The 22,864-nt window shown below is 62.4% G+C and carries 25 protein-coding genes; 9 read left to right on the plus strand and 16 right to left on the minus strand.

Features of this window, described 5'->3' with window-relative positions:
* Positions 1 to 35 precede the first annotated feature (35 nt).
* Together ACMHLQ_RS08975 and ACMHLQ_RS08980 are read right to left on the minus strand one after the other, a co-directional pair.
* Entirely contained in the window at positions 36 to 500 is a 465-nt protein-coding gene (locus tag ACMHLQ_RS08975) for a GNAT family N-acetyltransferase (RefSeq protein WP_415404434.1), read from the minus strand.
* A complete protein-coding gene (locus tag ACMHLQ_RS08980) occupies positions 488 to 799 on the minus strand; it encodes an ETC complex I subunit (protein WP_415404435.1) in 312 nt (103 codons plus the stop codon). Before ACMHLQ_RS08980 ends, ACMHLQ_RS08975 begins: the two co-directional genes overlap by 13 nt.
* Positions 800 to 897: 98 nt before the next feature.
* On the opposite strand from ACMHLQ_RS08980, the gene ACMHLQ_RS08985 reads away from it, so the two are divergent.
* Positions 898 to 2,046 carry an adenylate/guanylate cyclase domain-containing protein gene (locus tag ACMHLQ_RS08985; RefSeq protein WP_415404436.1) on the plus strand — a complete coding sequence of 383 codons (1,149 nt, stop codon included), beginning with the start codon at positions 898 to 900 and terminating at the stop codon, positions 2,044 to 2,046.
* Between the two features lie 11 nt (positions 2,047 to 2,057).
* On the opposite strand, the gene ACMHLQ_RS08990 is transcribed toward ACMHLQ_RS08985, so the two are convergent.
* Positions 2,058 to 3,185, minus strand: a complete 1,128-nt coding sequence (locus ACMHLQ_RS08990) for a Hint domain-containing protein (RefSeq protein ID WP_415404437.1) — start codon at positions 3,183 to 3,185, stop codon at positions 2,058 to 2,060.
* A 214-nt stretch (positions 3,186 to 3,399) separates the two neighbouring features.
* Between ACMHLQ_RS08990 and uvrB the strand changes: the two genes are divergently transcribed.
* Positions 3,400 to 5,598: an excinuclease ABC subunit UvrB gene (uvrB, locus tag ACMHLQ_RS08995; RefSeq protein ID WP_415404438.1), complete on the plus strand. Its 2,199-nt coding sequence runs from the start codon at positions 3,400 to 3,402 to the stop codon at positions 5,596 to 5,598.
* A 17-nt stretch (positions 5,599 to 5,615) separates the two neighbouring features.
* Here uvrB and ACMHLQ_RS09000 read toward each other — a convergent pair whose 3' ends face one another.
* Complete coding sequence (locus ACMHLQ_RS09000) at positions 5,616 to 6,161, minus strand: hypothetical protein (RefSeq protein WP_415404439.1); 546 nt, start codon at positions 6,159 to 6,161, stop codon at positions 5,616 to 5,618.
* Between the two features lie 376 nt (positions 6,162 to 6,537).
* Positions 6,538 to 6,855, minus strand: a complete 318-nt coding sequence (locus ACMHLQ_RS09005) for an antibiotic biosynthesis monooxygenase family protein (protein ID WP_415404440.1) — start codon at positions 6,853 to 6,855, stop codon at positions 6,538 to 6,540.
* 154 nt (positions 6,856 to 7,009) lie between these two features.
* Here ACMHLQ_RS09005 and ACMHLQ_RS09010 point away from each other — a divergent pair, with 154 nt between their 5' ends.
* Complete coding sequence (locus ACMHLQ_RS09010) at positions 7,010 to 7,429, plus strand: hypothetical protein (protein ID WP_415404441.1); 420 nt, start codon at positions 7,010 to 7,012, stop codon at positions 7,427 to 7,429.
* A gap of 106 nt (positions 7,430 to 7,535) precedes the next feature.
* Positions 7,536 to 7,874 carry an EamA family transporter gene (locus tag ACMHLQ_RS09015; RefSeq protein ID WP_415404442.1) on the plus strand — a complete coding sequence of 113 codons (339 nt, stop codon included), beginning with the start codon at positions 7,536 to 7,538 and terminating at the stop codon, positions 7,872 to 7,874.
* On the opposite strand, the gene ACMHLQ_RS09020 is transcribed toward ACMHLQ_RS09015, so the two are convergent.
* Positions 7,871 to 8,143 carry a zf-TFIIB domain-containing protein gene (locus ACMHLQ_RS09020; protein ID WP_415404443.1) on the minus strand — a complete coding sequence of 91 codons (273 nt, stop codon included), beginning with the start codon at positions 8,141 to 8,143 and terminating at the stop codon, positions 7,871 to 7,873. The genes ACMHLQ_RS09015 and ACMHLQ_RS09020 overlap by 4 nt on opposite strands.
* A 70-nt stretch (positions 8,144 to 8,213) precedes the next feature.
* Positions 8,214 to 8,684: a DUF427 domain-containing protein gene (locus ACMHLQ_RS09025; protein ID WP_415404444.1), complete on the minus strand. Its 471-nt coding sequence runs from the start codon at positions 8,682 to 8,684 to the stop codon at positions 8,214 to 8,216.
* A gap of 115 nt (positions 8,685 to 8,799) precedes the next feature.
* Between ACMHLQ_RS09025 and ACMHLQ_RS09030 the strand changes: the two genes are divergently transcribed.
* Positions 8,800 to 9,450 carry a hypothetical protein gene (locus ACMHLQ_RS09030; protein ID WP_415404445.1) on the plus strand — a complete coding sequence of 217 codons (651 nt, stop codon included), beginning with the start codon at positions 8,800 to 8,802 and terminating at the stop codon, positions 9,448 to 9,450.
* A 39-nt stretch (positions 9,451 to 9,489) separates the two neighbouring features.
* Here the strand turns inward: ACMHLQ_RS09030 and ACMHLQ_RS09035 are convergent, their stop codons facing one another.
* The 9 genes from ACMHLQ_RS09035 to ACMHLQ_RS09075 all read right to left on the minus strand — a co-directional run bounded on the left by ACMHLQ_RS09035 (position 9,490) and on the right by ACMHLQ_RS09075 (position 19,752).
* Positions 9,490 to 11,772: a glycosyl hydrolase family 28-related protein gene (locus tag ACMHLQ_RS09035; protein ID WP_415404446.1), complete on the minus strand. Its 2,283-nt coding sequence runs from the start codon at positions 11,770 to 11,772 to the stop codon at positions 9,490 to 9,492.
* Between the two features lie 158 nt (positions 11,773 to 11,930).
* Complete coding sequence (gene aac(6'), locus ACMHLQ_RS09040) at positions 11,931 to 12,377, minus strand: aminoglycoside 6'-N-acetyltransferase (RefSeq protein ID WP_415404447.1); 447 nt, start codon at positions 12,375 to 12,377, stop codon at positions 11,931 to 11,933.
* Between the two features lie 93 nt (positions 12,378 to 12,470).
* Positions 12,471 to 13,565 carry an efflux RND transporter permease subunit gene (locus ACMHLQ_RS09045; protein ID WP_415404448.1) on the minus strand — a complete coding sequence of 365 codons (1,095 nt, stop codon included), beginning with the start codon at positions 13,563 to 13,565 and terminating at the stop codon, positions 12,471 to 12,473.
* A complete protein-coding gene (locus ACMHLQ_RS09050; RefSeq protein WP_415404449.1) occupies positions 13,511 to 15,586 on the minus strand; it encodes an efflux RND transporter permease subunit in 2,076 nt (691 codons plus the stop codon). The genes ACMHLQ_RS09045 and ACMHLQ_RS09050 overlap by 55 nt, the downstream gene beginning before the upstream one ends.
* 6 nt (positions 15,587 to 15,592) lie before the next feature.
* The gene (locus tag ACMHLQ_RS09055; protein ID WP_415404450.1) at positions 15,593 to 16,801 is read right to left on the minus strand and encodes an efflux RND transporter periplasmic adaptor subunit; all 1,209 of its coding nucleotides are present in this window, start codon (positions 16,799 to 16,801) and stop codon (positions 15,593 to 15,595) included.
* 205 nt (positions 16,802 to 17,006) lie between these two features.
* The gene (locus tag ACMHLQ_RS09060; RefSeq protein ID WP_415404451.1) at positions 17,007 to 17,654 is read right to left on the minus strand and encodes a PEBP family protein; all 648 of its coding nucleotides are present in this window, start codon (positions 17,652 to 17,654) and stop codon (positions 17,007 to 17,009) included.
* A gap of 38 nt (positions 17,655 to 17,692) precedes the next feature.
* The gene (locus ACMHLQ_RS09065; protein WP_415404452.1) at positions 17,693 to 18,247 is read right to left on the minus strand and encodes a YbhB/YbcL family Raf kinase inhibitor-like protein; all 555 of its coding nucleotides are present in this window, start codon (positions 18,245 to 18,247) and stop codon (positions 17,693 to 17,695) included.
* Positions 18,244 to 19,176, minus strand: coding sequence for a YHYH protein (locus ACMHLQ_RS09070; protein ID WP_415404453.1), 933 nt, complete (start codon positions 19,174 to 19,176; stop codon positions 18,244 to 18,246). The genes ACMHLQ_RS09065 and ACMHLQ_RS09070 overlap by 4 nt, the downstream gene beginning before the upstream one ends.
* A gap of 99 nt (positions 19,177 to 19,275) precedes the next feature.
* Positions 19,276 to 19,752 carry a MarR family winged helix-turn-helix transcriptional regulator gene (locus ACMHLQ_RS09075; RefSeq protein WP_415404454.1) on the minus strand — a complete coding sequence of 159 codons (477 nt, stop codon included), beginning with the start codon at positions 19,750 to 19,752 and terminating at the stop codon, positions 19,276 to 19,278.
* A 165-nt stretch (positions 19,753 to 19,917) separates the two neighbouring features.
* On the opposite strand from ACMHLQ_RS09075, the gene ACMHLQ_RS09080 reads away from it, so the two are divergent.
* The 4 genes from ACMHLQ_RS09080 to ACMHLQ_RS09095 are packed head-to-tail and all read left to right on the plus strand — an operon-like array spanning position 19,918 to position 22,833.
* Positions 19,918 to 20,466, plus strand: coding sequence for a cytochrome b (locus ACMHLQ_RS09080; protein WP_415404455.1), 549 nt, complete (start codon positions 19,918 to 19,920; stop codon positions 20,464 to 20,466).
* A 54-nt stretch (positions 20,467 to 20,520) separates the two neighbouring features.
* Positions 20,521 to 20,856, plus strand: a complete 336-nt coding sequence (locus tag ACMHLQ_RS09085) for a PepSY domain-containing protein (RefSeq protein WP_415404456.1) — start codon at positions 20,521 to 20,523, stop codon at positions 20,854 to 20,856.
* Positions 20,831 to 21,517, plus strand: a complete 687-nt coding sequence (locus ACMHLQ_RS09090; protein ID WP_415404457.1) for a response regulator transcription factor — start codon at positions 20,831 to 20,833, stop codon at positions 21,515 to 21,517. The genes ACMHLQ_RS09085 and ACMHLQ_RS09090 overlap by 26 nt, the downstream gene beginning before the upstream one ends.
* A complete protein-coding gene (locus ACMHLQ_RS09095; protein ID WP_415404458.1) occupies positions 21,514 to 22,833 on the plus strand; it encodes an ATP-binding protein in 1,320 nt (439 codons plus the stop codon). The genes ACMHLQ_RS09090 and ACMHLQ_RS09095 overlap by 4 nt, the downstream gene beginning before the upstream one ends.
* Positions 22,834 to 22,864 lie beyond the last annotated feature (31 nt).

A 22,864-nucleotide genomic window follows, 5' to 3' on the forward strand; every position in this document is an offset into this window, starting at 1 on the left:
CAGTCATGCCGCAGGTGCGCGGATGTGGCAAGCCGTCAAAGGGTGCGGGTCATGAAAACACTGAGCGGGTCGTGGACATAGGCCCCGAACGGCGGGCAGGTGACAAAGCCATGCGCCGCATAAAGCGCACGTGCCGGGGCGAACAACTCGGCTGAACCGGTTTCAAGACTCACGCGGGCCATGCCGCCATCGCGCGCATGATCCAGCAGCGCGGTCAGGATCAAACGGCCCACACCGCGCCCGCGCGCCTGAGCCGCCGTGTGCATCGATTTCAACTCGCCATGGTGCGCATCCAGTTGCGCCAGCGCCCCGACGCCCAACAGCACATCCCCATCACGCACGGCATACAGAACGGCGCCCCGGTCCAGCAGTGCGCCGGGCTCCATCACGTGACAGCTTTCTTCGGGGGACGACGCGCGCATCAGATCGAAATGGCGCGTCAGCAGAGCCTGAACGTCCGACGCCTCTGGCGTGTCTCGGGCTACGCTTAGTGCGTCCATGCCCCGCGCCGACCTGTGGCAAAGTTTTCGCCATATCCGCCGGGGCGGATGTTGGCCTTGCGCTTGTTGGGTTCTTGCACGACCGCATCAATGCCGTGTTCCTGCGCGTAATCCAGCGCGGCCTCCTTGGTGTCGAAGGACATGCGCACCTGCGCCTGGGTGTCACTGGACGAGGTCCAACCCATCAGCGGATCCACCGACCGGGCCGAGGCCGGGGCAAATTCCAGCACCCAGTGCTTGGTCTTGGCCGTGCCGGACGACATGGCGGTCTTGGCAGGCTGGTAGATGCGTGCACGCATGATGGGCTCCTTGAACTCTTGCCCCGATATATCGGCAATTCACACCTCCGTCGCAAGATGCGAATTGTCTCAGGACGGCAGCAGCACATATGATAGGAATGATCGACACCCAATCCCACGTCGCCTGGATCCTGAACACGGGCCGCATGGATGGCCTGCAGGCGATGGCCGACGGGCTGGGCGCGCGCCTGATCGAGGAGGGCATGTCACTTATGCGCATCCGCATCGGGCTGCGCACCACGCATCCGCTTACCGCAGCGCTCAGCGTGGTCTGGGAGGCCGCGGGCGGCCCCATCGTGCAGGTGGCCGCGCCCCACGGGCTCGAACAACGCTCGGGCTACATCGGCAGTCCGATGGAATATGTGAACCGCACCCACCGCCCGCTCCGGCGCAACCTGTCGGATGCGCTGACCGAAGACGACCACGTCGTCCTGCACGAAATGAAACTGCGTGGCGCCACGGACTACTATGCCCTGCCGCTGTTCAGCGCCCAGGGCTCGGGCGCCATCGTGATGTATGTGTGCGACGGTGCGGGCGGGTTCAGCGATGACGAAATCGCCGCGCTGGACACCATCAGCGCCGTGCTCGCCCCCGTGATCGAGGCACACGGCAACCACCACCTCGCCACCGCCATCGCCGAAAGCTACCTGGGACAGCGAACGGGACAGCGCGTGCTGGATGGGCAGATCACCCGAGGCGACATCGAAACGATCGAGGCGGCGATCCTGTTTTCCGACATCCGGGGCTGGACTGCGCTCAACGCCACCCGCCCCGCGACCGAAGCGCTGGACATCGCCAACCGCTATTTCGAGGTGATCTCGGACGCGGTCGACAACAATGACGGCGAAATCCTGAAATTCATGGGCGACGGCGTGTTGGCGCTGTTCCCGAGCGACGGCAGCGACCAGGGGCGGCAACAGGCCTGCCGCCAGGCGATCGCCGCGGCCCACGCCGCGCACGGTATTGCGGCACTGGCTGAACTGCCCGTGCCCTTCGGCATCGGCATCCACTACGGCGCGGTGCTTTATGGCAATGTCGGCGCGCGGGCCCGGATCGATTTCACCATATTGGGGCAAGCGGTCAACATCGCATCCCGCGTTGAATCCTTTTGTGCACGGCTCGATCAATCCGTGCTGGTATCCGACAGCGTCGCGCAGATCGCCCAGGTGCCGATGCGCTTAGTCAGCACCGAAACGCTCAAGGGCGTTGACGCTCCCATGGGTCTCCACACACCAGAACCGGGCTAGGGCTGCCGCTGTCAGCGGCGCATCTCGAGCGCCAGCGGATAGGCTGCGGGCCGTGTCCATGCCTCGTCCCCGCTGACGTTCCTGTTGCGTGCGGCCTGCACCTGCAAGACATCGCGCGCCTCGCGCATGCTCAACAACCGGCAGGCAGGGGGATATGCAGTGCCGAGGTCAGGCACATCGTCATCCCCGCCCGTGGCATCCCTGTCCTGTTCGGACAGGCCTGGGATCAGGGACATGATGCGCACCTGCGCCAGAACACCCAGCCGCCCTAGCGCCATACGGCCGGGAAATAGGGTCTCGACCGGCAAGCCCTCGGCGCGGATCACGGCGTGGTACTCCGTCAACAGGCTGAAATAGGTGATGTGCCGCTTGCCCATCATCTGACGCACACCGGGCAAAGACATCAGCGCCTTGGACGGGGCCAACCCCTCGGGCTGATCAAACAGATACTCGACCGCAGAGTTACGCAGCAGAACACGGTGATCGGGCGACACGACCAGGTCGCGCTCCGGCAGATCGGGGCCAAGGCTGCCTGCCCGTATCGCCACGGGCTTGCTCGCCGCATCCGCCTGGCTGAGGTCGACACGCCGCGACGCCGTCCACCGCAACTGCACATGCGCGTCCCCATTGGTCGCCAGCATGTCACCCGGCGCAAGCGTTTCAACTGGGCGCGGCCCGGTCGGGGTGTCGATCAACGTCCCCTCCGCAAAACAGGGAAAGTCGGCAAAGTCGAGCTCTCCGTCATCATCACCGTCCGAGCCTGCAACCTCATCCGCATTGGCATATTGCACCTCCTCCGGCCCGACCGGCACGCCGCCCAGATCAATCACGACATTGCGCTGGTTGAGGATCAGATGCTCGTCACCGGCACCCAAACCCTGCTGGGTGTCCGGCTGTACGTTCGTGCGCTGCACAACCACATCGCCGTCCGCATTGCGGATGGTCACGAACTGCCCGTTCTCGAACTGAGTATCGCCAGTACTCACCTGTTCGACGGTCACTTCAAACATCTGCGATGCCGTGCCCAGGGCCTCCACGTCCTCCAGCGTCACCGCGCGGTTCACGCCGTTGCCCGTACCACTGAGCGAAGAATAGGTGCCCAGCTGATCGCCACGCAATTGCAAGATTACCGTCGCCATGCCAGCCCCCTCGGGAAAAGCATCAAGTCGAAATATGTCTGAAATTGCTGCTGCCGATTATTGATCAAATTCAACCAGAGCACGAGACCACTCATTGGCAACCGGCAGAGTCCCGCCTGCTGACAAAGCCGGGCCTGCTGCCTGTTTCTGTCAGGACCCACCCTTGCATCCGCGCCGCGCTGTGACACATTGATCAGGCAAGGAGACGCGCCACATGCCCCATGTCCACACCGATTCCTCAGACACCTTCCTTGCCAACCCGGCCGAGGACGTGCGCACCCGCCTCAAACTCGAAGGCGGCAAGCGGCTGGTGATGAATACCGAGTTCGAGCCCGCAGGCGATCAGCCCACCGCGATCGAGGAATTGAGCGCAGGCGTGCTGGCGGGCGACCGCGACCAGGTGCTGCTGGGCGCGACGGGCACGGGCAAGACCTACACCATGGCCAAGGTGATCGAGGAAACCCAGCGCCCCGCCATCATCCTTGCGCCCAACAAGACGCTGGCGGCGCAGCTGTATGGCGAGTTCAAGGGCTTCTTCCCCGACAATGCCGTCGAGTACTTCGTCAGCTTCTACGACTACTACCAGCCCGAGGCCTACGTGGCGCGGTCCGACACCTACATAGAAAAAGAATCCCAGATCAACGAACAGATCGACCGCATGCGCCACTCGGCCACGCGGGCGCTCTTGGAACGCGACGACGTGGTCATCGTCGCCTCGGTCTCGTGCATATACGGCATCGGGTCGGTCGAGACCTACGGGGCCATGACGCAGGACATCAAGGTCGGCAAATCCTACGACCAGCGCCAGGTCATCGCAGACCTCGTCGCTCAGCAATACAAACGCAACGATTCCGCCTTCTTTCGCGGCTGCTTCCGGGTGCGCGGCGACTCCCTCGAAATCTTCCCTGCCCACCTCGATGACCGCGCCTGGCGGCTCTCTTTTTTTGGCGAGGAACTGGAAAGCATCACGGAATTTGACCCCCTGACGGGGGAAAAAACGGACACGATGGAACACATCCGCGTCTATGCGAATTCGCACTACGTCACGCCCAAACCGACGATGTCCCAGGCCATCATCAACATCAAGAAAGAGCTGAAAATCAGGCTCGACCAACTCGTGAACGAGGGCAAACTGCTCGAGGCGCAACGGCTCGAACAGCGCACCAACTTCGATCTCGAGATGCTCGAAGCGACAGGCGTGTGCAACGGGATCGAGAACTACTCGCGCTACCTCACGGGCCGCGCGCCGGGCGAGCCGCCCCCCACCCTGTTCGAATTCATCCCCGACAACGCCATCGTGTTTGCCGATGAATCCCACGTCTCCGTCCCCCAGATCGGCGGCATGTACAAAGGCGACTACCGGCGCAAGTTCACGCTGGCCGAACACGGCTTCCGCCTGCCCTCCTGCATGGACAACCGTCCCCTCAAATTCGAGGAATGGGACGCCATGCGCCCCCAGTCCGTCTTCGTCTCGGCCACGCCTGCCGCGTGGGAGCTGGAACAATCCGGCGGTGTCTTCACCGAACAGGTGATCCGCCCCACCGGCCTGCTCGACCCGCCCGTCGAAATCCGTCCCGTGTCCATGCAGGTCGACGATCTGCTGGACGAGGTGCGCAAGGTCACTGCAGACGGCATGCGCACGCTCTGCACCACGCTGACCAAGCGGATGGCCGAGGATCTGACCGAATACATGCACGAACAGGGGATCAAGGTCCGCTACATGCACTCCGACATCGACACGCTCGAACGGATCGAAATCCTGCGCGATCTGCGCTTGGGCGCCTTTGACGTGCTGATCGGGATCAACCTGCTGCGCGAGGGGCTGGACATCCCCGAATGCGGGCTGGTCGCAATCCTCGATGCGGACAAGGAAGGGTTCCTGCGCTCCGAAACCTCGCTGGTGCAGACCATCGGGCGGGCCGCGCGGAACGCCGATGGTCGCGTGATCATGTATGCCGACAAGGTGACAGGATCGATGGAGCGCGCCCTTGCCGAAACCAATCGCCGCCGGGCCAAGCAAGAGGCCTACAACCTCGAACACGGCATCACACCCGCGACGGTTAAAAAGAACGTCGAGGATGTGCTGGCTGGCCTTTACAAGGGCGACACGGACCAAAGCCGCGTGACGGCCAAGATCGACAACTCGCTGGCAGGCGGCAACCTGCAGGCGGTGCTGGATGGCTTGCGCGCCGACATGCGCAAGGCCGCCGAGAACCTCGAGTTCGAAGAGGCCGCACGGTTGCGCGACGAGGTCAAACGACTGGAGGCCGTGGACCTCGTGGTCGCCGACGACCCCATGGCGCGGCAATACGCGGTGGAAAAGGCGGTCGGGGACGCGCAGAAGGCTTCGGGGCGGTCAACGGCGGGGCGGGCTGGGCAACGCGGCGGGAATGTGAAGCGGCGGGGGCGGTAGTCCGGCTTGCTAATACTTCAGGCCGTATCGATACATAGTTCTTTAAAAAGCTTTGATCCAAACGGATCGTAATACATCTTTGGCCATGTTTCCGCACTAAAGTCGGCTAGCCGCTCGGGTATTAGCGTCAAGATTGGCCCCGTCTTAAACTCTGTGTATTCTAATGATAGCGAGAATTCTAGAGGTAATTCTGGAACTCCAAATAACTGAGAAATTCTTTCCAGCTTTTTTCGAGAACCTATCTCAAAAAACGTGATGAACTCTTCACTCCCTTTGGCGCGGTACACGCGTAGGCTATCTCCAAAGTCATTAAAATCACTTGCCGATGGCACAATGCAGTCAACCTCCGAATATTTGAAACCTACATCTGATTGGAATGACTCAAATCGATCACGGGTTCGGGAAGAAGATAACTCGTGAAATGGCTCAGGCTCTTTAGTCCAGGCGGCTAAAATTGCATCGCCTGTTGTTTCGGCGACAACAAAAACGAAAATACTAGACAAAGCTGCTCCGGCAATAACCAGATTTCTTGATCCACCACCCTTCGGATTTTTGTCACTCAATAAAAAATCTCCTAGCAGTTGCTATGTGAGTTAAACAAATCTTCTGACTGATCTTATTAAAAAGTACTTGTATGCCGATGCTAGTACATGCTTGTTTGAATATGCAAGAAGCTTTGTTGCAGCAATGCAGAAAGACGGTGAACCAAAACCACCAGCTTCCCAATATCCAATACCGCTATAGTTGCTCGTAGATTAATACACCAAAGCCAAACTTTTGTCGCCAATACTACCGTACATAACTGATACCCCGAACACTATTGTGTTTATCGTCATGGAACAGGTCCAAACTGGAGGATTAGACAACGGCAAGGCATACGAATGTCTAAGGAGCCCTGATGCCCCCTTATGAGTTGTCCCGCTCCGCTAAGTCGCGCCTCTAAAACACCCCCGCCACCTCGTACATCACCGGCTCGAACCGCGTGCACAGCCCTGCGATCTCACGGTTTCGCGCCCGCATCTCCTCACTCCGCAACATCGCCTGAAAATCCTCCCTACGCGCCCACTGCGAGTAATTGGCGATCCGCGTCTGCGCGTCGTTCACGTGCAGCCCGGCGGCAATGAACCCCGGCTGATGCGAGATGAAGTCAGCGTAGGCCCCTTGCAACTTGTCCAGCAGGTCAGCGCAGGTGCCGGGCGAGCATTCGAAGGTAGTGATGACGGTTTGGCAGTCGGTGGCAGCGTCGATGGTGAGCATGGGCGTCCTCCTCCCGCCCATCATAACACATCCAAACCGCTCCGGTGTACGGCTCTGACAAACCCGAGATCACTCGGCTCCGCTTAACCCACAATCAGCACCCCGAAACAGCCTCCGCACTGGCGAGGCGGCCAAACCACCCTACCTCCGCCCCATGCGTACACTGATCGCCCTCGCCCTCCTCACTGCCCCGGCCCACGCTTGGGAGTTCTCCGCAGCCCCCATCTGCACGCTCACCCACACGGAAAACGGCGCAGAGGTCACCGTCACCTATGACCATGCCACGCGCCTCTATGCCATCGCGCTCACCACGGCAGACGGGTGGCCCGCGGCCCCCACATTCTCGATGCGCTTCGATGGGGCGAACCCCAACACCATCTCGACCCCGCGCCACGAGATCAGCGGCACGACCCTGACGGTGACGGATACAGGGTTCGGCAATGTGCTGGACGGGCTGCAATACAATCAGACCGCCACCGCCTTCACCAACACGGCCGCCATTACCCTCTCACTCGACGGGGCGGCACAGCCGGTGGAACAGTTCCGGGCCTGCACAACCGCGCCCATCGCCTGAAGGTGGGGAATACCCCACTACGGGCCACGCGCGGCACCTGATACCCTCAGTCCATTCATTCACAGCCCCGCGCATTTCAGCGGAGCCCTGAACAAAGGGCGTCAAGATGAGTCATATTCTATTTGGTTTCGGGTTTGCATTTGTCACGGCACTGATCGTGATCATCGGTGACTACGTCATCAAAGTGGCCGCGGACGGCAATCAGCCGATGTGGTCGGGCCTCGTGATGCTGGGCTGCGTGCTTTATGCGGTTTCGGCCCTGTTCTGGTTCTTTGCGATGCAGCACGTGTCGCTGGCGCAGGCGGGCGTGGCCTATTCCATGCTCACGCTGATCGCGCTGGCCATCATCGGTGCGCTCTACTTCAACGAGACGCTGCATGCCCGCGAATATGCAGGGCTGGGATGTGCCCTGCTTGCCATGGTGCTGATGAGCCGGGTGGCCTAGAAATCGAAGATGTCGCCGAGGAAATCGCCCATCCCGCTCTTTTTCTTGCGCCTGCGACCGGTGTCATAGCTGCGCGCGTCGTGATCCCGGTCGTCATAGCCGCGCTGGGGCGGCGGGGGCGGCGTTTCGGCATAGGCGGCGGAACGTTCGATGATCTTGTCCAACTCACCCCGGTCCAGCCACACGCCGCGGCAGGCCGGGCAATAGTCGATTTCCACACCAGAGCGGTCGGCGATCACAAGGGCAGTTCCGTCAATCGGGCATAGCATGGGCATCCTCCATCATTCGTTTCATATGATGTAAGCGCAACCCGCCGAATTGCATCCCCACAACTGGGTATCACCAGTGCCGCGTACCGGGCGCGCCCTTGATCTGGCCTTGCAGGTTCGGCGTCACCCAACCGCCGTAGAATTCGCCGGGCTGGGGCTGCACGCGCACGTCCCCGACATAACAGGCATCAAGGCTGGCGGCGTAAAAGGCAAGGTAGTCCTTGAGCGGTTCAAAGGTTGAGGTGGGGGATGGATAACTCCACGCCGCGGCCTCGGCCACAACATTGCCTGCCTGAACAGACCAGTAACTCGCCTGCCCCTTCCATTCGCAAAAGGATGCGCCGGGTGCAGGCCGGATCGCGGCCTCTACATCATCGGGCGGCACGTAGTAGGTGGGCGCATGATGCGTCTCGAGGACCCGCAAGGCACCTGTCGTGTCAGTCACGACGACACCTCCCAACACGATACGCACCCTTTGGGGCACAGGTTCCAGCGCCGGAGGGCGCGGGTAGGATTGAACATTCTCGATCGGTAAATTCATCGCCCAAACATAAGTCACCAACCCGCCGCGGCCAGTCCGGCACAGGCCGTCCTAACTGTTTGTTAACCAAGATCGGGCCAACTCGGGGGATTCCAACCCGAACGAGATTGGCGCCATGCGCACGCTCCCTTTTCTTGTGGCACTTGTACTGGCAGGCCCTGCCACAGGTGGCGCGTGGCTAAGGGAGGAGGGAACCGGATTTCTGGCCTATAGCGGCGTCTACAACGAAGACGGGCGCCTTGATGGATCGGTCTACCTCGAATACGGGTTCCGCCCCAAACTGACACTCGGGGCCAAGGTCGATATCGACATGACAGATGGGCGCGCGGGGGATGGCACGGTGTTCCTCTTTGGGCGCAAAGCAATCCCGACAGGCGAAAGACGCTTCAAACTGGCCTATGAGTTCGGGATCGGCAGCACGTTCGGGGACGATTCCGAAATGCTTCTGCGCACTGGCCTCAGCTATGGGCGCGGCATCACACTCTGGAACAGGAATGGCTGGGTGGCGGTGGACAGCGCGGTTGAATGGGCCCTGCAAGACGGCAACGACACGGCCAAACTCGACGCAACTTTCGGCCTGACGCTCAATGACCGGTTCAAGGTGATGATGCAGGCGTTTTACAGCGAAACCGACGGGGCCAGCACCACGACACTGGCCCCGTCGGTGATCTGGCAGCGCAACAAGGAAACCCCCAGCTACCAGCTGGGGGTCGAGGCCAAGGAAGGCGAGTTTGCCGTGAAACTTGGAGTGTGGCGGACCTTTTGATCAGGCTGGCCGGGGCACATACACACCCCGGCCAGAGGATCACTTGTCCATGCGCACCGTGGCACGGATCTGGCCGCGCACGTCCGAGGCAAATTCAAGCGTGAATTCATCCTCATTCGCCCCCACACGGCCCTTGCCCACCGGGTTTTCATAAACCTTGACGTTGCTTGTGTTGCGCAAGTCACCAGTCAGCGCGACCGAGTCCACGAACTGGCAGAACCCTTCGAACGGCAGCTTGTTGCTGGTGCCCACGGTCCAGGTCTTGGCATTGGTGTTCTGCGTGTGCAGCACCACCAGCGGGTTCTGCGCATGCTCGCTCACATTGTGATACGAGTTGCCATCGTAGAACACCGACTGGTTCCGATCGTGGTTCAAATCGGCAAAGCTGGTGTCGACACGTTCCGCCCGGGTGATGACCCCGTTGATGCAGCGGAACCGGTTGCCCTTGACCGTCACACCATTCAGGAAATGCCCCGAGCCGTGCGGCTTGACCACGAGGTAGCTGAACCATGGTGCGACGGCGCTGGCCAGAAACACGTTGTCGGTCATGCTGAACGAACTGAACGAAAACCCGCCCGAGAATGCCGGCGTGGGGTCACGTTCATTGGTCCACTCGATAAAGCAGTTGTCGACATAGTTCCCCGAAATGACCGACGCGGTAAAGTTGTCCTGCAGGATGATGCCCGCCGTGCGCACACCGTTCTGCACCCCGTCGCCCTGAAAAAAGTGGTTGCCCATGACCAGGTGGTTCTGACCCGCCAACACGGCAAAGTGGCGGAACTGCGTGGCACGGCAATCGCGCACCTTGGCGTCGTTCGAGTTGACGTTCATCGCGATGGACGACCGGTTGTCGACCGTCTCGCTTTCCTCGTTGGACAGGAACTGGCAACGGTCGATCAGAATGCCCTGACAGCCCCCGCCGATCGAGGTGATGCCGCGATCTTTCGGACGGCTGATGAAACACTCCTGCAGCTCAAAGGTCGGGCCTGCCGGGGCCAGCATGATGCCGCTACACTTGCCGTTACATTGGAATTCGATATTGGACATGTTGAACTTGGACAGCTTGGAAAAGCCGCTCAGATCGACAAGGTACTGGAACCGGCGGAAGGTGTAGTTCTGCGTGCCCGCCGCATCATAGAGCGGGGCGTTCAGCTCGATCTCGCCCGCACCCACGTTCTTGCTGCGCACATAGATCTCGCGCCCCACACCATTGCCGGTGACATAGGCACCGACCGGAATGTTGGCGATGTTGGTCACATTGGTCAGGCGGCGCGTATTGGATGTGCTGTAGGTCGCCTGGCTGGTGGCAACCACGTCGTTCCAGTTGTCGCCCACTGCCTCAAGCTGACCGTTGCGGATCACCCGGCGCGTGTTGAACTGGTCGCGATTGGGCACGGCGGCCTGCATGTCCAGCGGTTCGGTGATCGACACCCGACGCCCGCCCAGATCAAGGCTCTCGTGATCCGAGCTGTTCAGCAGCGCCTGAAACGCCTTCTTGAACGCCAGTTCTTCGTCCTTGAACGCTTCGATATAGGTCGGCAGGTCGAAATTCTTGCGCAGTAGCAGCATCTTGTCCGTGGGCATGGTCACGCTGCCCTCGAACTTCGCCTGATCCTCGAATGCCACGTCCTTCTCCAGGCGGAACACGCCCGACGGCACAAGGATCGTGCGCCCGTCCGCAGCCGCAGCCGCGGCGTCAAACGCATCCGAGTCGTCGGTGACCCCATCCCCGACCGCGCCAAAATCGCGCACATCTACAAAAGACAGCAGGTCGCGCAGAAAGACCGATGTCACATCCTCGATCTCGATGTCATCGATGCGAACGATGCCGCCGTTGGGGCCCGTCAGATCAAGGCCGAAATGGCCGTAAACCGCGCCTGTGCCCCACACCATGTCGACACCGCTGCGATTGCCCGCCCCGATGATGGCCGACACCTCGACAACCTCGCCATAGCTGGTCAGCGCAACGCTTGGGCCCACCGTATCCACGCCGGACACAGCCGACCCATTGGCCTGCGCAGCATAGCCTGCAATGCGCACCGATGGCAGGCTGCCACTGATCGCCTTGACCCGCGCCGTCACCCGCAAATAGCACCCCGGCAACAGCGGCGTCTCACCCATGTAGCGCACGCGCGTCGGGTTGGTGGTCTTTTGCAGCTCCAGACACCCGCCAAAGTCCTGATCCGCAGGCACAAACGCCGCATTCGCCGCATTCTGATAGGTGTCCGAGCCCGGGGTTCCATCCCCGCTCGACCAGACATTCAGACCGTTTTCAAAGGCTGGCGGCATCAGCAGCACGCCATCAGTGATCGCCTTGTTCATCCATTTATCCCTTTTGTCGCCGTGGCCGGGGGGTCCAGCCGGTTCGGGCAAGGGAAGTATCAACAAGGGGTTAACGGCAGGTCATGCAGGCGCGCGGTGGGGGCGTCATGGATGCAACAGCCAACCGGCCCAAGCCGCGCACCACTGGCGCAATGCGTCTAGAGACGCTGTCGAAAGAACACGACCCGCTCGGTTTCCTCGAACCCCACCGCCTGATGGAACGCGTGGCTCGCCCTGTTGTCGAGGTCCGCATCCGATCCCAGCTCCGAACAGCCCCGATCCCGCGCCCAGGACCGCACCGCTTGCAGCAAGCTTGTGCCAATCCCGGTGCCCCGGTCCTCGGGATGCACATAGATACCCTCAAGAAACGCAACAGGTGAGGTGTCGCACCCATTCACGTGGTCACGGCGCAAGGCCACCTCGGCAAAGCCGCGAGGGCCGACCCCCTCAACATCATGCAAAAAGGTGACGCATGCCCCATCAGGTGCTGCCAACATCTCACGCGCTTCATCCCGATGTTCCTCAAGGGACGTGTCCGGCCACAACCGGGCGCGCAACTGAACCCAGGCATCAATGTCAGCAGCAGTGGCAACGCGGATCGACATAACCGAACTCTGCCGAGATTCCGAAAAACGCGCAACCTGACCCGCTTGAAACCACTCGGAACCATGGTTTTACGGTCAGCACCCGCCATCCCCCTACGCAGCCAACTCACGCTCCAGACGCCGCATCTCTTCGGCGCGCGGTTTCGAGAATCCGGCCAGCAGGCTGTACACCACGGGCGTCACGAACAGGGTGGCCAGCGTGGCAAGGCCAAGGCCACCGAAAATCACCCAGCCCAGCGCCTGACGCGCCTCCGCCCCCGCGCCCGAGGACAGGATCAGCGGCACACTCCCCAGCACGGTCGACACCATCGTCATCATCACCGGGCGCACGCGCTGCAAGGCCGCCTGTTGTGCCGCATCGCGAACACTGGCACCCGCATCGCGTAACTGGTTTGCAAACTCGACGATCAATATCCCGTTCTTGGCCATGATCCCGACCAGCAGGACCAGTCCGATCTGGCTGTAGACGTTCAGCGTCATGCCCGTCAGCGCAAGGGCAAAGACGGCGCAGGCCAACCCCAATGGAACAGTGCCGACAATGATCAGACTGCTCAGAAAGCTCTCGAACTGGGCTGCCAGAACCAGAATGACAATGATGATGGCAAATCCGAACACCATGCCCAGACCGCTGGACGTCTCGTTCAGCGTGGCCGCCTCCGACAACGGGATCAGGCCGGTGCCGGGGGGCAGAATGTCCTCCGCAACCGCCTCCAGGCGGTCCATCCCATCACGCAAGGCAAGGTCCGCAGACAATTCCGCGGTGACCACAATCGCCCGCAACCGTTCTTCCCGGCTCAGCGAGGGCGCAACCGCGCGTTCCTCGACCGTCACGATAGAAGACATGGGCACCGTGCGCCCGTTCGACGCCATCAGGTATATGTTCTCAAGGTCGGTGGGGTCATTCACCGGATGGGTGGTCGAAACCAGCTTGACCGGGATCGCATCGCCATCAACGAATACATCGGTGATCTCGTCCCCATCCAGCAGCGCCTGCATGGCCGTGGACAGGCCCGACACGTCGATGCCCAGATCATCGGCCCGTTCACGGTCGACACTGACAAAAATCTGCGGCTGCGTTGTCTCGTATGACAGCCGGATCCGGCCCATATCACGGTCGGCTTCCAGCGCCAGTTTCAACGCTTCGGCGGTCTCTGACAATTCGTCGTAATCGGTGCCGGTGATCGCCATGCGCAACCCGCTCCCGCCCCCCGGATGCCAAGGGAATTGGGCTGGATGACGAATGCCTGAACGGAATTGACGCTTGCCAGAAGGCCATTGATCTCCTCAACGATCTCATCCTGACTGCGCGTGCGCTCGGACCAGTCGGCCAGTGTCATGACCATGCGCGCCGTGTTGGTGCTGTTGCCAAAGCCAATGATCGAAAACACATATTCTATCTCGCCGCTCTCCCGGTAGGGTTCCAGCAGTGCCTCGATACGCCTGAGTTGGCTGTCGGTGTAGGCGAGGCTGACGCCTTCGGGGGCCGACACCCGCAGCAGGGCAACGGCGCGGTCTTCGGTGGGCGTGATCTCTTCGTTGAGGGTACCAAAGGTCAGCCAGGCAGCAGCGGCAAACATCGCGGCAATCGACAAAACAACGAGCGGCGCGCTTAGGCAAAACCCAAGGATGGCCGTGTACCGGCGATTGGCCCAGCGCCCAAAGGCAGACATGAGGCCACCCGTCTGGCCCGCCTCCGCACTCTTTTCACCCGTCAGCAGGCGCGAGGCCAGCATCGGACACAAGGACAGCGCGACAAAGGACGAGATGGTGACAGCCATCGCCAGCACATATCCGAATTCCTGAAACAGCCCGCCCGCCTTGCCGGGCAGGAACGACAGGGGCACGAACACCGCCGCCAGGGTCGCCGTGGTGGTGATGACGGCAAAGAAGACCTCGCTTGTGCCACGCACCGCCGCCGCCCGGGGCGGCATACCGGCGTCGCGCTTCTTCACGATGTTTTCCAGGACGACAATCGCATCATCCACCACCAGACCCGTGGCCAGAACCAGCGCCAGCAGCGTCAGGATGTTCACCGAAAAGCCAACAATCCAGATACCCGCAATCGTGCCGATGATCGCCACCGGCATCGTGACGGCAGGGATCAGGGTCGCGCGGATGTTCAGCAGAAACACGTAGATGATGACGACCACGATCACGATGGCGAGGATCAGCGACTTCAGCACTTCGGTGATCGCGCCGTTGATGAACGTCGCATCGTCACTGGTGACATCGATGGTAACGCCGTCAGGCAGGATGGGCGCCATACGCGCAATCGTGTCATGCACCGCGGCAGAAATTTCAATCGTGTTGGCACCGGGCTGGCGGACAATGTTCATGCCGATGCCCACCTTGCCATTGGCGCGCAGGGTCGTGGACTCCGTGTCCGGGCCAAGACTGACAGTGGCCACATCCTCCAGCCGCACATTATCAGCCACGATCAGGCGGGTGAAATCCTCGACCGTTTGCAGGCCCGCCGTGGCGCGCACGGTAAAATCCTGCGTGGCGTTGCCCAGCGACCCGGCAGGCACATCCAGCGCCACATCATCCAGCGCATCCGCCAGATCCGCCACGGTCAGCCCGCGTGTCGCAAGCTGGGATTGATCGACATCGATGGCAAAAACACGTGGCCGGTCCCCGTACACCGTGACTTCCGCCACCCCGTCGATGACCGAAAACTGCTCGCTGATCTCGTCCTCGACCAGATCGGTCAGCGCATCAATCTCCAGCGTGTCCGAGGTGACGGCCAAGCGCAGGATGGGGCTCGCATCCGCATCCGCTTTGACAATGGTGGGATCGTCATCCAGGTCGTCCGGCAGGTCATTGCCGACGCGGCTGACCTCGTCGCGCATGTCGGATGCGGCAACATTCAGATCGGTCGCCGTGGTGAATTCCACGGTCACGCGGCTGCTCTGGTAGGATGAAGATGACGACATCGACTTGACCCCCGACACCTGCGCCGCCGCCGTCTCAAGCACACTCGTCACTTCCTGATCCATCGTTTCGGCAGAAGCGCCGGAATAGCTGGCCGAGACCGTGATCGTGGGGCTGTCGACCTCGGGCAACTCGCGGATGGGAACCCCCGACAAAGCAGCCAGTCCCGCGACGAGGATCAGCATGTTGGCAACGATGGCCAGCACAGGGCGACGCACGAACAACGCGGTCGAGGCTGACAGGTTGGCGCGCGGGTCCGGACCGGTGTCGTCAGCCATGCGCCCTCACCCTTCCCGCTCGGTCTGCGCTCCGGGCACCTCGGGCCGCCTTGCAGCCGCCGCCGTATCCGACGCACCAAGGCCGCTGTCGGCAGTGACGTTCATGCCCTCGCGCAGGGTCAGCAGCCCTTCGGTGACAACCAACTGCCCCTCGGTCAGCGCCCCCTCGACCAGCACGGCATCGCTGTTGCGCTGGATGATCCGCACGGGCGTGCGCTGTGCGTTCTGATCCTCCGACACCGTCCAGACATAAGAACCATCCGCATCCCATTGCACGGCCAACGGATCGACACTGGGGTACGGATCCCCGTCGAACGACAGCGAGACGGAAAACGCCATGCCGGGGCGCAGCTGGTCGTCCCCGTTGTCGAGCGTCGCGCGGACCTGCAAGGTGCGGCTGTCGGTCTCGATCCGGCTGCCAATGCCACTGACCGTACCCTCAAACACCTGCCCGGGATCGGCCAGCCGCTCTGCCGTGACGGACTGGCCAAGGGCAACCCGGCTGGCGAACCGCTCCGGGATCCACACGTCGACGACGATACTCGAGCGGTCATCGAGCATGGCAATCTCGGTTTCCGTGGTGATGTAATCCCCCGCCTCGACAGGCAGGATACCGACACTGCCATCAATCGGCGCAAAGATGGACCGCTCGCGCAGATTGATGGACGCATCACGATAGTCGAGTTGGGCGGCGTCGAAAGCCGTCTGCAAATCCTCCAACTCGACCTGCGAGGCAATGTTGTTGCGAGCCAGCGCAGTATAGCGCGCAAGGCTGTCCTCGGCGGCCCTCAGCGCGACCTGGGCCTGATCCAACGCAACTTCCTCGCTGTCGGAATTGAGCCGGGCGAGCAGGTCGCCCTTCCGGACACTGTCCCCCGAAGAGATGGCCAGTTCGGTGATCACACCACTGTCCAGCGGCACCACGGACACCGAATGCTGCGCCTCGCCACTGCCAATGGCGCGGACCGTGTCACTGATCGTACCGGAAACGACCGGCACAGTGGTCACGACAGCCGAGCGCGCACCCCGACCCGCGCGCGGTCCGCCTTCGGGGGCCGCGTCCTGCTGGGCACCCTGCGTGGCAATGGAAATGAGCGTGGGCGGCACGCCGCTGTCCAGCAGAAAGGCGCGGGCTTGCGGGGCGTGCCGCACGGCCATCACACCGACCCCAAGGCCCAGGGCAACGACAAGGATCAGCTGTTTCACAAGGCTCATGCTCAAGCTCCATCAGAAATCGGCCACACCACCTGTCCAGAACGCGCACAGACCGCAGCCCACCAACCGGCCCCCGCACAGACGGGTCCATGTCACCGCCAGTTGCAGAGTTATACGCTGCGACGCAGAACTTCCGTCGCAGGCATCTCACCAAAGGCGGGCAGTCGCCGACCCCGCGGACGCGCCGCAAACCAGCGTGCAGGCATCACTGTGAAATTGTCATGCGGCACAACACGGTGTTGTCCTGAACAAGGTCATCGCTCCACACCAGCATCGCGGCACTGTCCCAGGACACCTCGTCATACCCGTCCTTGGGATCGACGGCACGCGCGCTGTGGGTCACAGCCGCCGGCCAGTCGCTGTCATCGAACGCGGGCGTTACCCACTCCGGCGCGACCGCCGTCTCGACAAAGTCGCACGCACCCTCGCCCGCCACCGGGTTGCTCTCACGCGCACAGGACACGTCAACCGGCGCGCGGTGAACCACGAGGCAGCGCATGTCGCTGTCGGTCACGGCCACCGTCTCGCCCGTGGTGGCATCGCGAAACTGGGCGATCATGCCGCCGTCACCCATCTGCTGACGGTTGGAGCCGATGTATTCGAGACCCGTGTCATTTTCGCGAAAGTCCATCGCGCGGATGGCAACCGTGATGGGCAACTCGGCGGTGAAGGTGGCACTTTCGGCGTTGAACGACCGCTCGGTCGTGATCGACACGCTGTCCTCAAGAACCTTCTGGCCGTTCACATACATCTCGAACCAGTTGTCGACCCAGACATCGGTGGTCAATGTCACTGTCTCCGCAACGGCGGGTCCGGCACTCAAAAAAACGATAGCAGTCAGCAGGTTACGCATGTGGTTTCCTTTTTTCAGGGGCTGTGCGCAGTCTCGTGTCAGTTCGAGAAAGAGATCGACGAGGCGGCAATGACCTTGCCGGTGATCGCCTCCAACACGGTGGTCCAATCCACGCTCACATCGTCGCCCGCAGGCAATGTGTCGAGCGGACTGTGCAGGGCATAGAGGGTGATCGTATATTCATGCGGTGGGCCCGGCGGCGAACAGGGCGGGGTATAGCCCGTGCGCTGCTGGTCCTTGTCCGCGCCCTCATCACCGATCGATGCCGGGTTTCCCCGCGGCAGGGCCATGGTGTCGGACGGTATGTTCCACAGCAGCCAGTACTGGCTGGGCGGGTCGATGCCCGGCACGGCGTTGGCGGGATAATGGTGCATGGTCAGGGCAAGGCTTTGGGTGCCTTCCGGCACGGACGTCCATTCAAGCGGCGGGCTTTTGCCGTCGCCACCGTCCCGCGTACACTTGAGGTCGGCAGGCAATGTTCCGCCATCCTCCAGCGCCGGACTGCTCAGGGTAAAGTAATCCTGCGCCGCCAGCGGACCTGCCAGCGCGGCGCCTATCAGCAGCGCAAGGGCACGCGACAGCGCTGCGATCACCGGCAATACTCCCCGGTTCGCACCTCTCCGCCATTGGTGACGGTGCGGGTCTCGAACGCGTAGCACCCGGGCGTCTCGGTCGGTCTGTAGCGCATGTAATAGGCTTCCCCCTGATAGGTGTAGTCCATGCTGCGCACGCCATCAGCGCTTTCGGAGTATATCAGATCGTCGACCCCACCTCGAGGTGGGCGGCCGGGATCAAGCGGCGGTCCGCCGTCCGCCGGAGTAAGGGGCGAGATGCGCGGCAGATCGCGAATGTCCGCGACCGCCCCCATCAGGCACTGGATGATGTAAGGGGCACCGTTCGACGTGTGGTAGCGATAGCCAAACACCGCATCCGCCTGCCCGTTGCACACATCAAGCGTGTCAGCGGCAATAGGCGATCCATCCGGGTTGTCGTCGCCATAGATCGGGAACCCGTCAAAGGCCCAGCCGATGATCGGGTTGGCAGCGGCATTCTCCATCATCTCGATCATGCAGGTCGGCTTGACGTGGTAGTGATAGTCATCCCCGCGCCCGGCATGCCCGCCGCAGACATCCAGCTGTTGGGTCTGCAACGTGTCGTGCTGGGTCTGGTGGTGATACAGGTCCTGCATGCTCATCTCGCCACCGCCGGTGTAGTCAAAGATCGGAACGCCGTTGACCGCCACACCCAGCGATGAATCGCGGGTCTGGGGCACATCGCCCAGCTCGGGGACAACGGGGATCGGCGCGGCGTAGTCCTCGGCCGGGACAGGCAATTGTTCGTTGGTGCCCACGATACCGGTCATTACCGTGTGATCGGGATAGGTGTCGGACGAGATGACCGCATGGCCATCTTCGCACGTCACGGTGACCGTGTCGGCAAAGCCCGCCTCTTCAACCGACGCAATCACTGCGGCGCAGTGTTCTTCGGCATCATGGGCGTGGGCAACGGGCGGGATCAGCATCAGCGCAAATGGCGCGGCCCTGCGGCACGACCGCCATGCAATAGACACGAAAAAACGGAGAACGGCGGTCGGTAAAGACATGCGGTGTTCCTTTTGATGTCAGTCGTCTTGCGTGGTCTCGGCGGTGGTTGTCTTGGGGCTTTGTCCTTTGCGCGACGGACCCTGCCCATGTCCGGGGGGATGCCCGCCCAGCGCGTTGCGCAGGCTCCGGGCAAGAGCCGACAGCGCTTGCGCCTCTTGCGCACCGATGGCGCTTTCAATGATGTCGTCAACTGCGCGCCAGGCGTCAAAGACACCGCTCAGCAGATCGCGCCCGCTGTCGCTCAGGGACAGCACGTTGCTGCGCAATTCCCGATCATCAATGCGGCGCAGGATAAACCCGGCCGCGATCAGCCGTGTGGTCATCGTGCTCATGCTGGCGGGGCTGACGTTGAATTCGCGTGCCAGCGTCGCCTGCGAACACGTCTCCATCCGGTCCAGCGCCTCCAAGATACGCGCCTGTCGCGGCGTGATGCCAAGGGGCGAAAGCTGAATGCGCAACCGCTCTTCGACGAGGTCCGCCGAGTGGAGCAGCATGTGAAGTTTCGGCTCGACCCTTTGCATATTAACAGTCTGTATGTTAACAATTTGAAGAGCGCAACGCCTATATGCACCGACATCCTGCATCGGCGGAAGGTTGAACACCGCGCCCGCCACAGCGGCGCTGAAAACCAGAAAAATCAATGCAGAAAGGGCAGATAAATGGGCACGCCGACCACCTATGGACTGATCTCGCGGGCCAATCACTGGGCCATCGCCCTCGCCATGATCGGGATGCTGTGCTTTGGCCTTTTCCTCGAATATGGCGGGTTGGAGCGCGAGGCGCGCAGGCCGCTCGTGGGCATTCACCGCTCCATCGGCGTTATTGTGCTGATCTTTGGCACGTGGCGCGTCGTCTGGCGGCTGGTCGAGGGGTTTCCCGCCGATGCCTCGGCCATGCCACGCTGGCATCAAAGGGTATCGCGGCTCGTTCACTGGAGCTTGCTTGCAGGTATCCTGATCATGCCGCTCTCCGGGATCACCTCATCGGTCTTTCGCGGGCGACCCGTGGACGTGTTTGGGTGGTTCACGATCCCCGCCCAGTCCGAAATCCCCTGGCTTGCCACCGCCGGCGGGGCCATGCACTCCTATGTCGGGATCGGGCTTTCCGCGGTGGTGGTGCTGCACGTGCTCGCCGCCCTCAAACACCATCTGCACGACCGCGATGCCACGTTGACCCGCATGCTCATCGGACAGGCCCGGACCGATTAGACAAATGCCAGCCGCCGCCACAAACCATGCGCGCCCCACACGGAGGGTCACGGGATGCGGCGCAGCTCGGCCATCCTCTTTGCCGTTGTGATGACAGGGGCAGCCACGACCCCGATGTCCACCCGCTCAGACAGCACCCGTCCTCCTGAGGGATGTTTCGACGCGGCCCTCGCCACCGCACGAGAGATCGTGCCTGACAGCACCCTGATCGACGCCCGGCTGATCACGGACGGGCGCAAAACAGTCTACGAAATCCTGCTGATGGACACCCTCGGCGTGCTGCATACCGTGCGGGTGGACGCGACGCCATCTGCCGCGCCGCATGCACACCCGCACAAAAACAAAGACGACAGACCGCAGCGACATGGCCCGCCAGGCAGGCGGAACTGACATGCGCCTGCTGCTGATCGAAGACGAAAGCCGTGTCGCGGCACAGATCGTCGAGGCGCTCGAGGCTGAGCGGTTCACCGTCGACATAGCCTGTAACGGAGAGGACGGACACCACCTCGGCGCGACCGAACTCTACCGCGCGATCCTGCTCGATTTGTCCCTGCCCCGCCTCGACGGCGTCTCGGTGCTGCGCGCCTGGCGGAACGCCGGGCTGACGACGCCCGTGCTGCTGCTGACAGCGCGCAACCGGTGGCAGGACCGGGTCGAGGGGCTGAACGCAGGCGGCGACGACTACCTTGGCAAACCCTTCCGCATGGAAGAGCTGATCGCGCGCATACATGCGCTGCTGCGGCGCGCGGGCGGACTAGCGGCACCGACCCTCAGCGTGGGCGGCATCACGGTTGATCCACAGGCCCGCCGGGTGACGCAGGACGGGCGCGCAGTCACCCTGACAGCACATGAATACAAGGTGTTCGCGACCCTCATGCAAGCCCCCGAACAGGTCCACACCAAGGGGGACATCGCCGAAATCGTCTACGGTCTGCATGACGACCGCGACAGCAACACGATCGAGGTTTTCGTCGCCCGGCTGCGGCGCAAACTCGGGCCGAGCGCGATCGAAACGGTGCGCGGGCTCGGCTACCGGCTGGGCGCGGGATGAAGCTGCGCTCATTGCGCCTGCGCGTCCTGATCAGCGCCACACTCTGGATCGCGCTGTCACTCGGCATCGGGGGCTACGCCATCCTCGCGGTCTTCGAAAAGGCGACCATGCGCCAGTTCGACCAAAGGCTGCACGAGGAGTTGGCCGTGCTGCGGGTCGCGGTCGCGACAGACCCCCGCAACCCCGCCGCGCGGATGACCTCTCCGTCCTTCTCGCGCGTCTATTCCGGCCTCTATTTCCAGGCCGAGACCGAAGGGCGCACCGTCACCTCACGCTCCCTCTGGGATCGGCACCTCACACTGGGCGCGCCCAGCATCGTGCCGCAGCAACGGCTGGTCACCGGCCCCGACGGTCAAAACCTGCGCCTTTTGTCCCAAAGCGTGCGGATCAATGACGGCAAGCGCTGGCGGCTCGGGGTCGCAAGCGATCTGGCAAACACAGAGGCGCATATGGCCGCGTTCCGACGCAGCCTGTGGCTGGGCCTCTGCGCATTCGGGGTTGCGCTGATCACGGCCGCGGCGCTGATGCTGAACGCCGCCCTCGGCCCGCTCAAACGTCTGCACCACGCGGTCGTCCGGCTGTCCCATACCGAAGCGCGCCCCACACCCGAAGCCTTCCCAAGCGAGGTGGCCCCACTGGTGCGCGACCTCGACCGGCTGATCGAGCGCAATCGGCGTCAACGCGACCGGGGCCGGTTGCAGGCGGCCGGGCTGGCACATGCGCTGAAAACCCCGACGACAATCCTGTCCGGCGAAGTGCAGCGCGCCGCACAAGGCCGTCCGCTCGACATCGCCGTGGCCGAAGACGCGCTCGACAGGCTCAAAGAGGCCACGACGCTGCATCTGGATCACGCCGCCACAGGCCCCGAGGCGATGCTGCCCGGTGAACGGGTCGATATGATGGCGGCCCTTGGTGACCTCGTGCAGGCAGTGGGCAGGCTCTACCCCGAAACGCATGTCGAGGTGACCGGGCCCAGGGCAATCGGCCTGGCCGTGACCTTGCCCGACCTGCAAGAGATGCTGGGCAACCTGATCGAAAACGCGGCCCACTGGGCAGAGGGCAGCGTGCAGATCGACGTCAGACAGATGGACAGCGCGGTGATCGTCACAATCGAGGATGATGGCCCCGGCATAGCGGAACAGGATCGCGCGCGGGTGTTTCAGCGCGGCGTGCGGCTTGCCTCCGGGACAAGCGGCTCGGGACTGGGCCTGACAATCGCGCGCGATGTTGCGGGGCTCTATGGCGGCGCGATCCAGCTTGGTACTGCCACGCTTGGCGGCTTGAGGATCACCCTGCGCCTGCCGTTCGAGCGCTAAAGGTGTGGGCCAGCGCAAGGGCGGCGCTGGC

The organism is Tateyamaria algicola (assembly GCF_047715485.1).
In the GTDB taxonomy this organism is placed as follows: domain Bacteria; phylum Pseudomonadota; class Alphaproteobacteria; order Rhodobacterales; family Rhodobacteraceae; genus Tateyamaria.

Coding starts and splice junctions, on each gene's coding strand:
- ACMHLQ_RS08975 (WP_415404434.1), bottom strand. CDS start 500: ATGGACGCACTAAGCGTAGCCCGAGACACGCCAGAGGCGTCGGACGTT.
- ACMHLQ_RS08980 (WP_415404435.1), bottom strand. CDS start 799: ATGCGTGCACGCATCTACCAGCCTGCCAAGACCGCCATGTCGTCCGGC.
- ACMHLQ_RS08985 (WP_415404436.1), top strand. CDS start 898: ATGATCGACACCCAATCCCACGTCGCCTGGATCCTGAACACGGGCCGC.
- ACMHLQ_RS08990 (WP_415404437.1), bottom strand. CDS start 3,185: ATGGCGACGGTAATCTTGCAATTGCGTGGCGATCAGCTGGGCACCTAT.
- uvrB (WP_415404438.1), top strand. CDS start 3,400: ATGCCCCATGTCCACACCGATTCCTCAGACACCTTCCTTGCCAACCCG.
- ACMHLQ_RS09005 (WP_415404440.1), bottom strand. CDS start 6,855: ATGCTCACCATCGACGCTGCCACCGACTGCCAAACCGTCATCACTACC.
- ACMHLQ_RS09010 (WP_415404441.1), top strand. CDS start 7,010: ATGCGTACACTGATCGCCCTCGCCCTCCTCACTGCCCCGGCCCACGCT.
- ACMHLQ_RS09015 (WP_415404442.1), top strand. CDS start 7,536: ATGAGTCATATTCTATTTGGTTTCGGGTTTGCATTTGTCACGGCACTG.
- ACMHLQ_RS09020 (WP_415404443.1), bottom strand. CDS start 8,143: ATGCTATGCCCGATTGACGGAACTGCCCTTGTGATCGCCGACCGCTCT.
- ACMHLQ_RS09025 (WP_415404444.1), bottom strand. CDS start 8,684: ATGAATTTACCGATCGAGAATGTTCAATCCTACCCGCGCCCTCCGGCG.
- ACMHLQ_RS09030 (WP_415404445.1), top strand. CDS start 8,800: ATGCGCACGCTCCCTTTTCTTGTGGCACTTGTACTGGCAGGCCCTGCC.
- ACMHLQ_RS09035 (WP_415404446.1), bottom strand. CDS start 11,772: ATGAACAAGGCGATCACTGATGGCGTGCTGCTGATGCCGCCAGCCTTT.
- ACMHLQ_RS09045 (WP_415404448.1), bottom strand. CDS start 13,565: ATGGCGATCACCGGCACCGATTACGACGAATTGTCAGAGACCGCCGAA.
- ACMHLQ_RS09050 (WP_415404449.1), bottom strand. CDS start 15,586: ATGGCTGACGACACCGGTCCGGACCCGCGCGCCAACCTGTCAGCCTCG.
- ACMHLQ_RS09055 (WP_415404450.1), bottom strand. CDS start 16,801: ATGAGCCTTGTGAAACAGCTGATCCTTGTCGTTGCCCTGGGCCTTGGG.
- ACMHLQ_RS09060 (WP_415404451.1), bottom strand. CDS start 17,654: ATGCGTAACCTGCTGACTGCTATCGTTTTTTTGAGTGCCGGACCCGCC.
- ACMHLQ_RS09070 (WP_415404453.1), bottom strand. CDS start 19,176: ATGCTGATCCCGCCCGTTGCCCACGCCCATGATGCCGAAGAACACTGC.
- ACMHLQ_RS09075 (WP_415404454.1), bottom strand. CDS start 19,752: ATGCTGCTCCACTCGGCGGACCTCGTCGAAGAGCGGTTGCGCATTCAG.
- ACMHLQ_RS09080 (WP_415404455.1), top strand. CDS start 19,918: ATGGGCACGCCGACCACCTATGGACTGATCTCGCGGGCCAATCACTGG.
- ACMHLQ_RS09085 (WP_415404456.1), top strand. CDS start 20,521: ATGCGGCGCAGCTCGGCCATCCTCTTTGCCGTTGTGATGACAGGGGCA.
- ACMHLQ_RS09090 (WP_415404457.1), top strand. CDS start 20,831: ATGGCCCGCCAGGCAGGCGGAACTGACATGCGCCTGCTGCTGATCGAA.
- ACMHLQ_RS09095 (WP_415404458.1), top strand. CDS start 21,514: ATGAAGCTGCGCTCATTGCGCCTGCGCGTCCTGATCAGCGCCACACTC.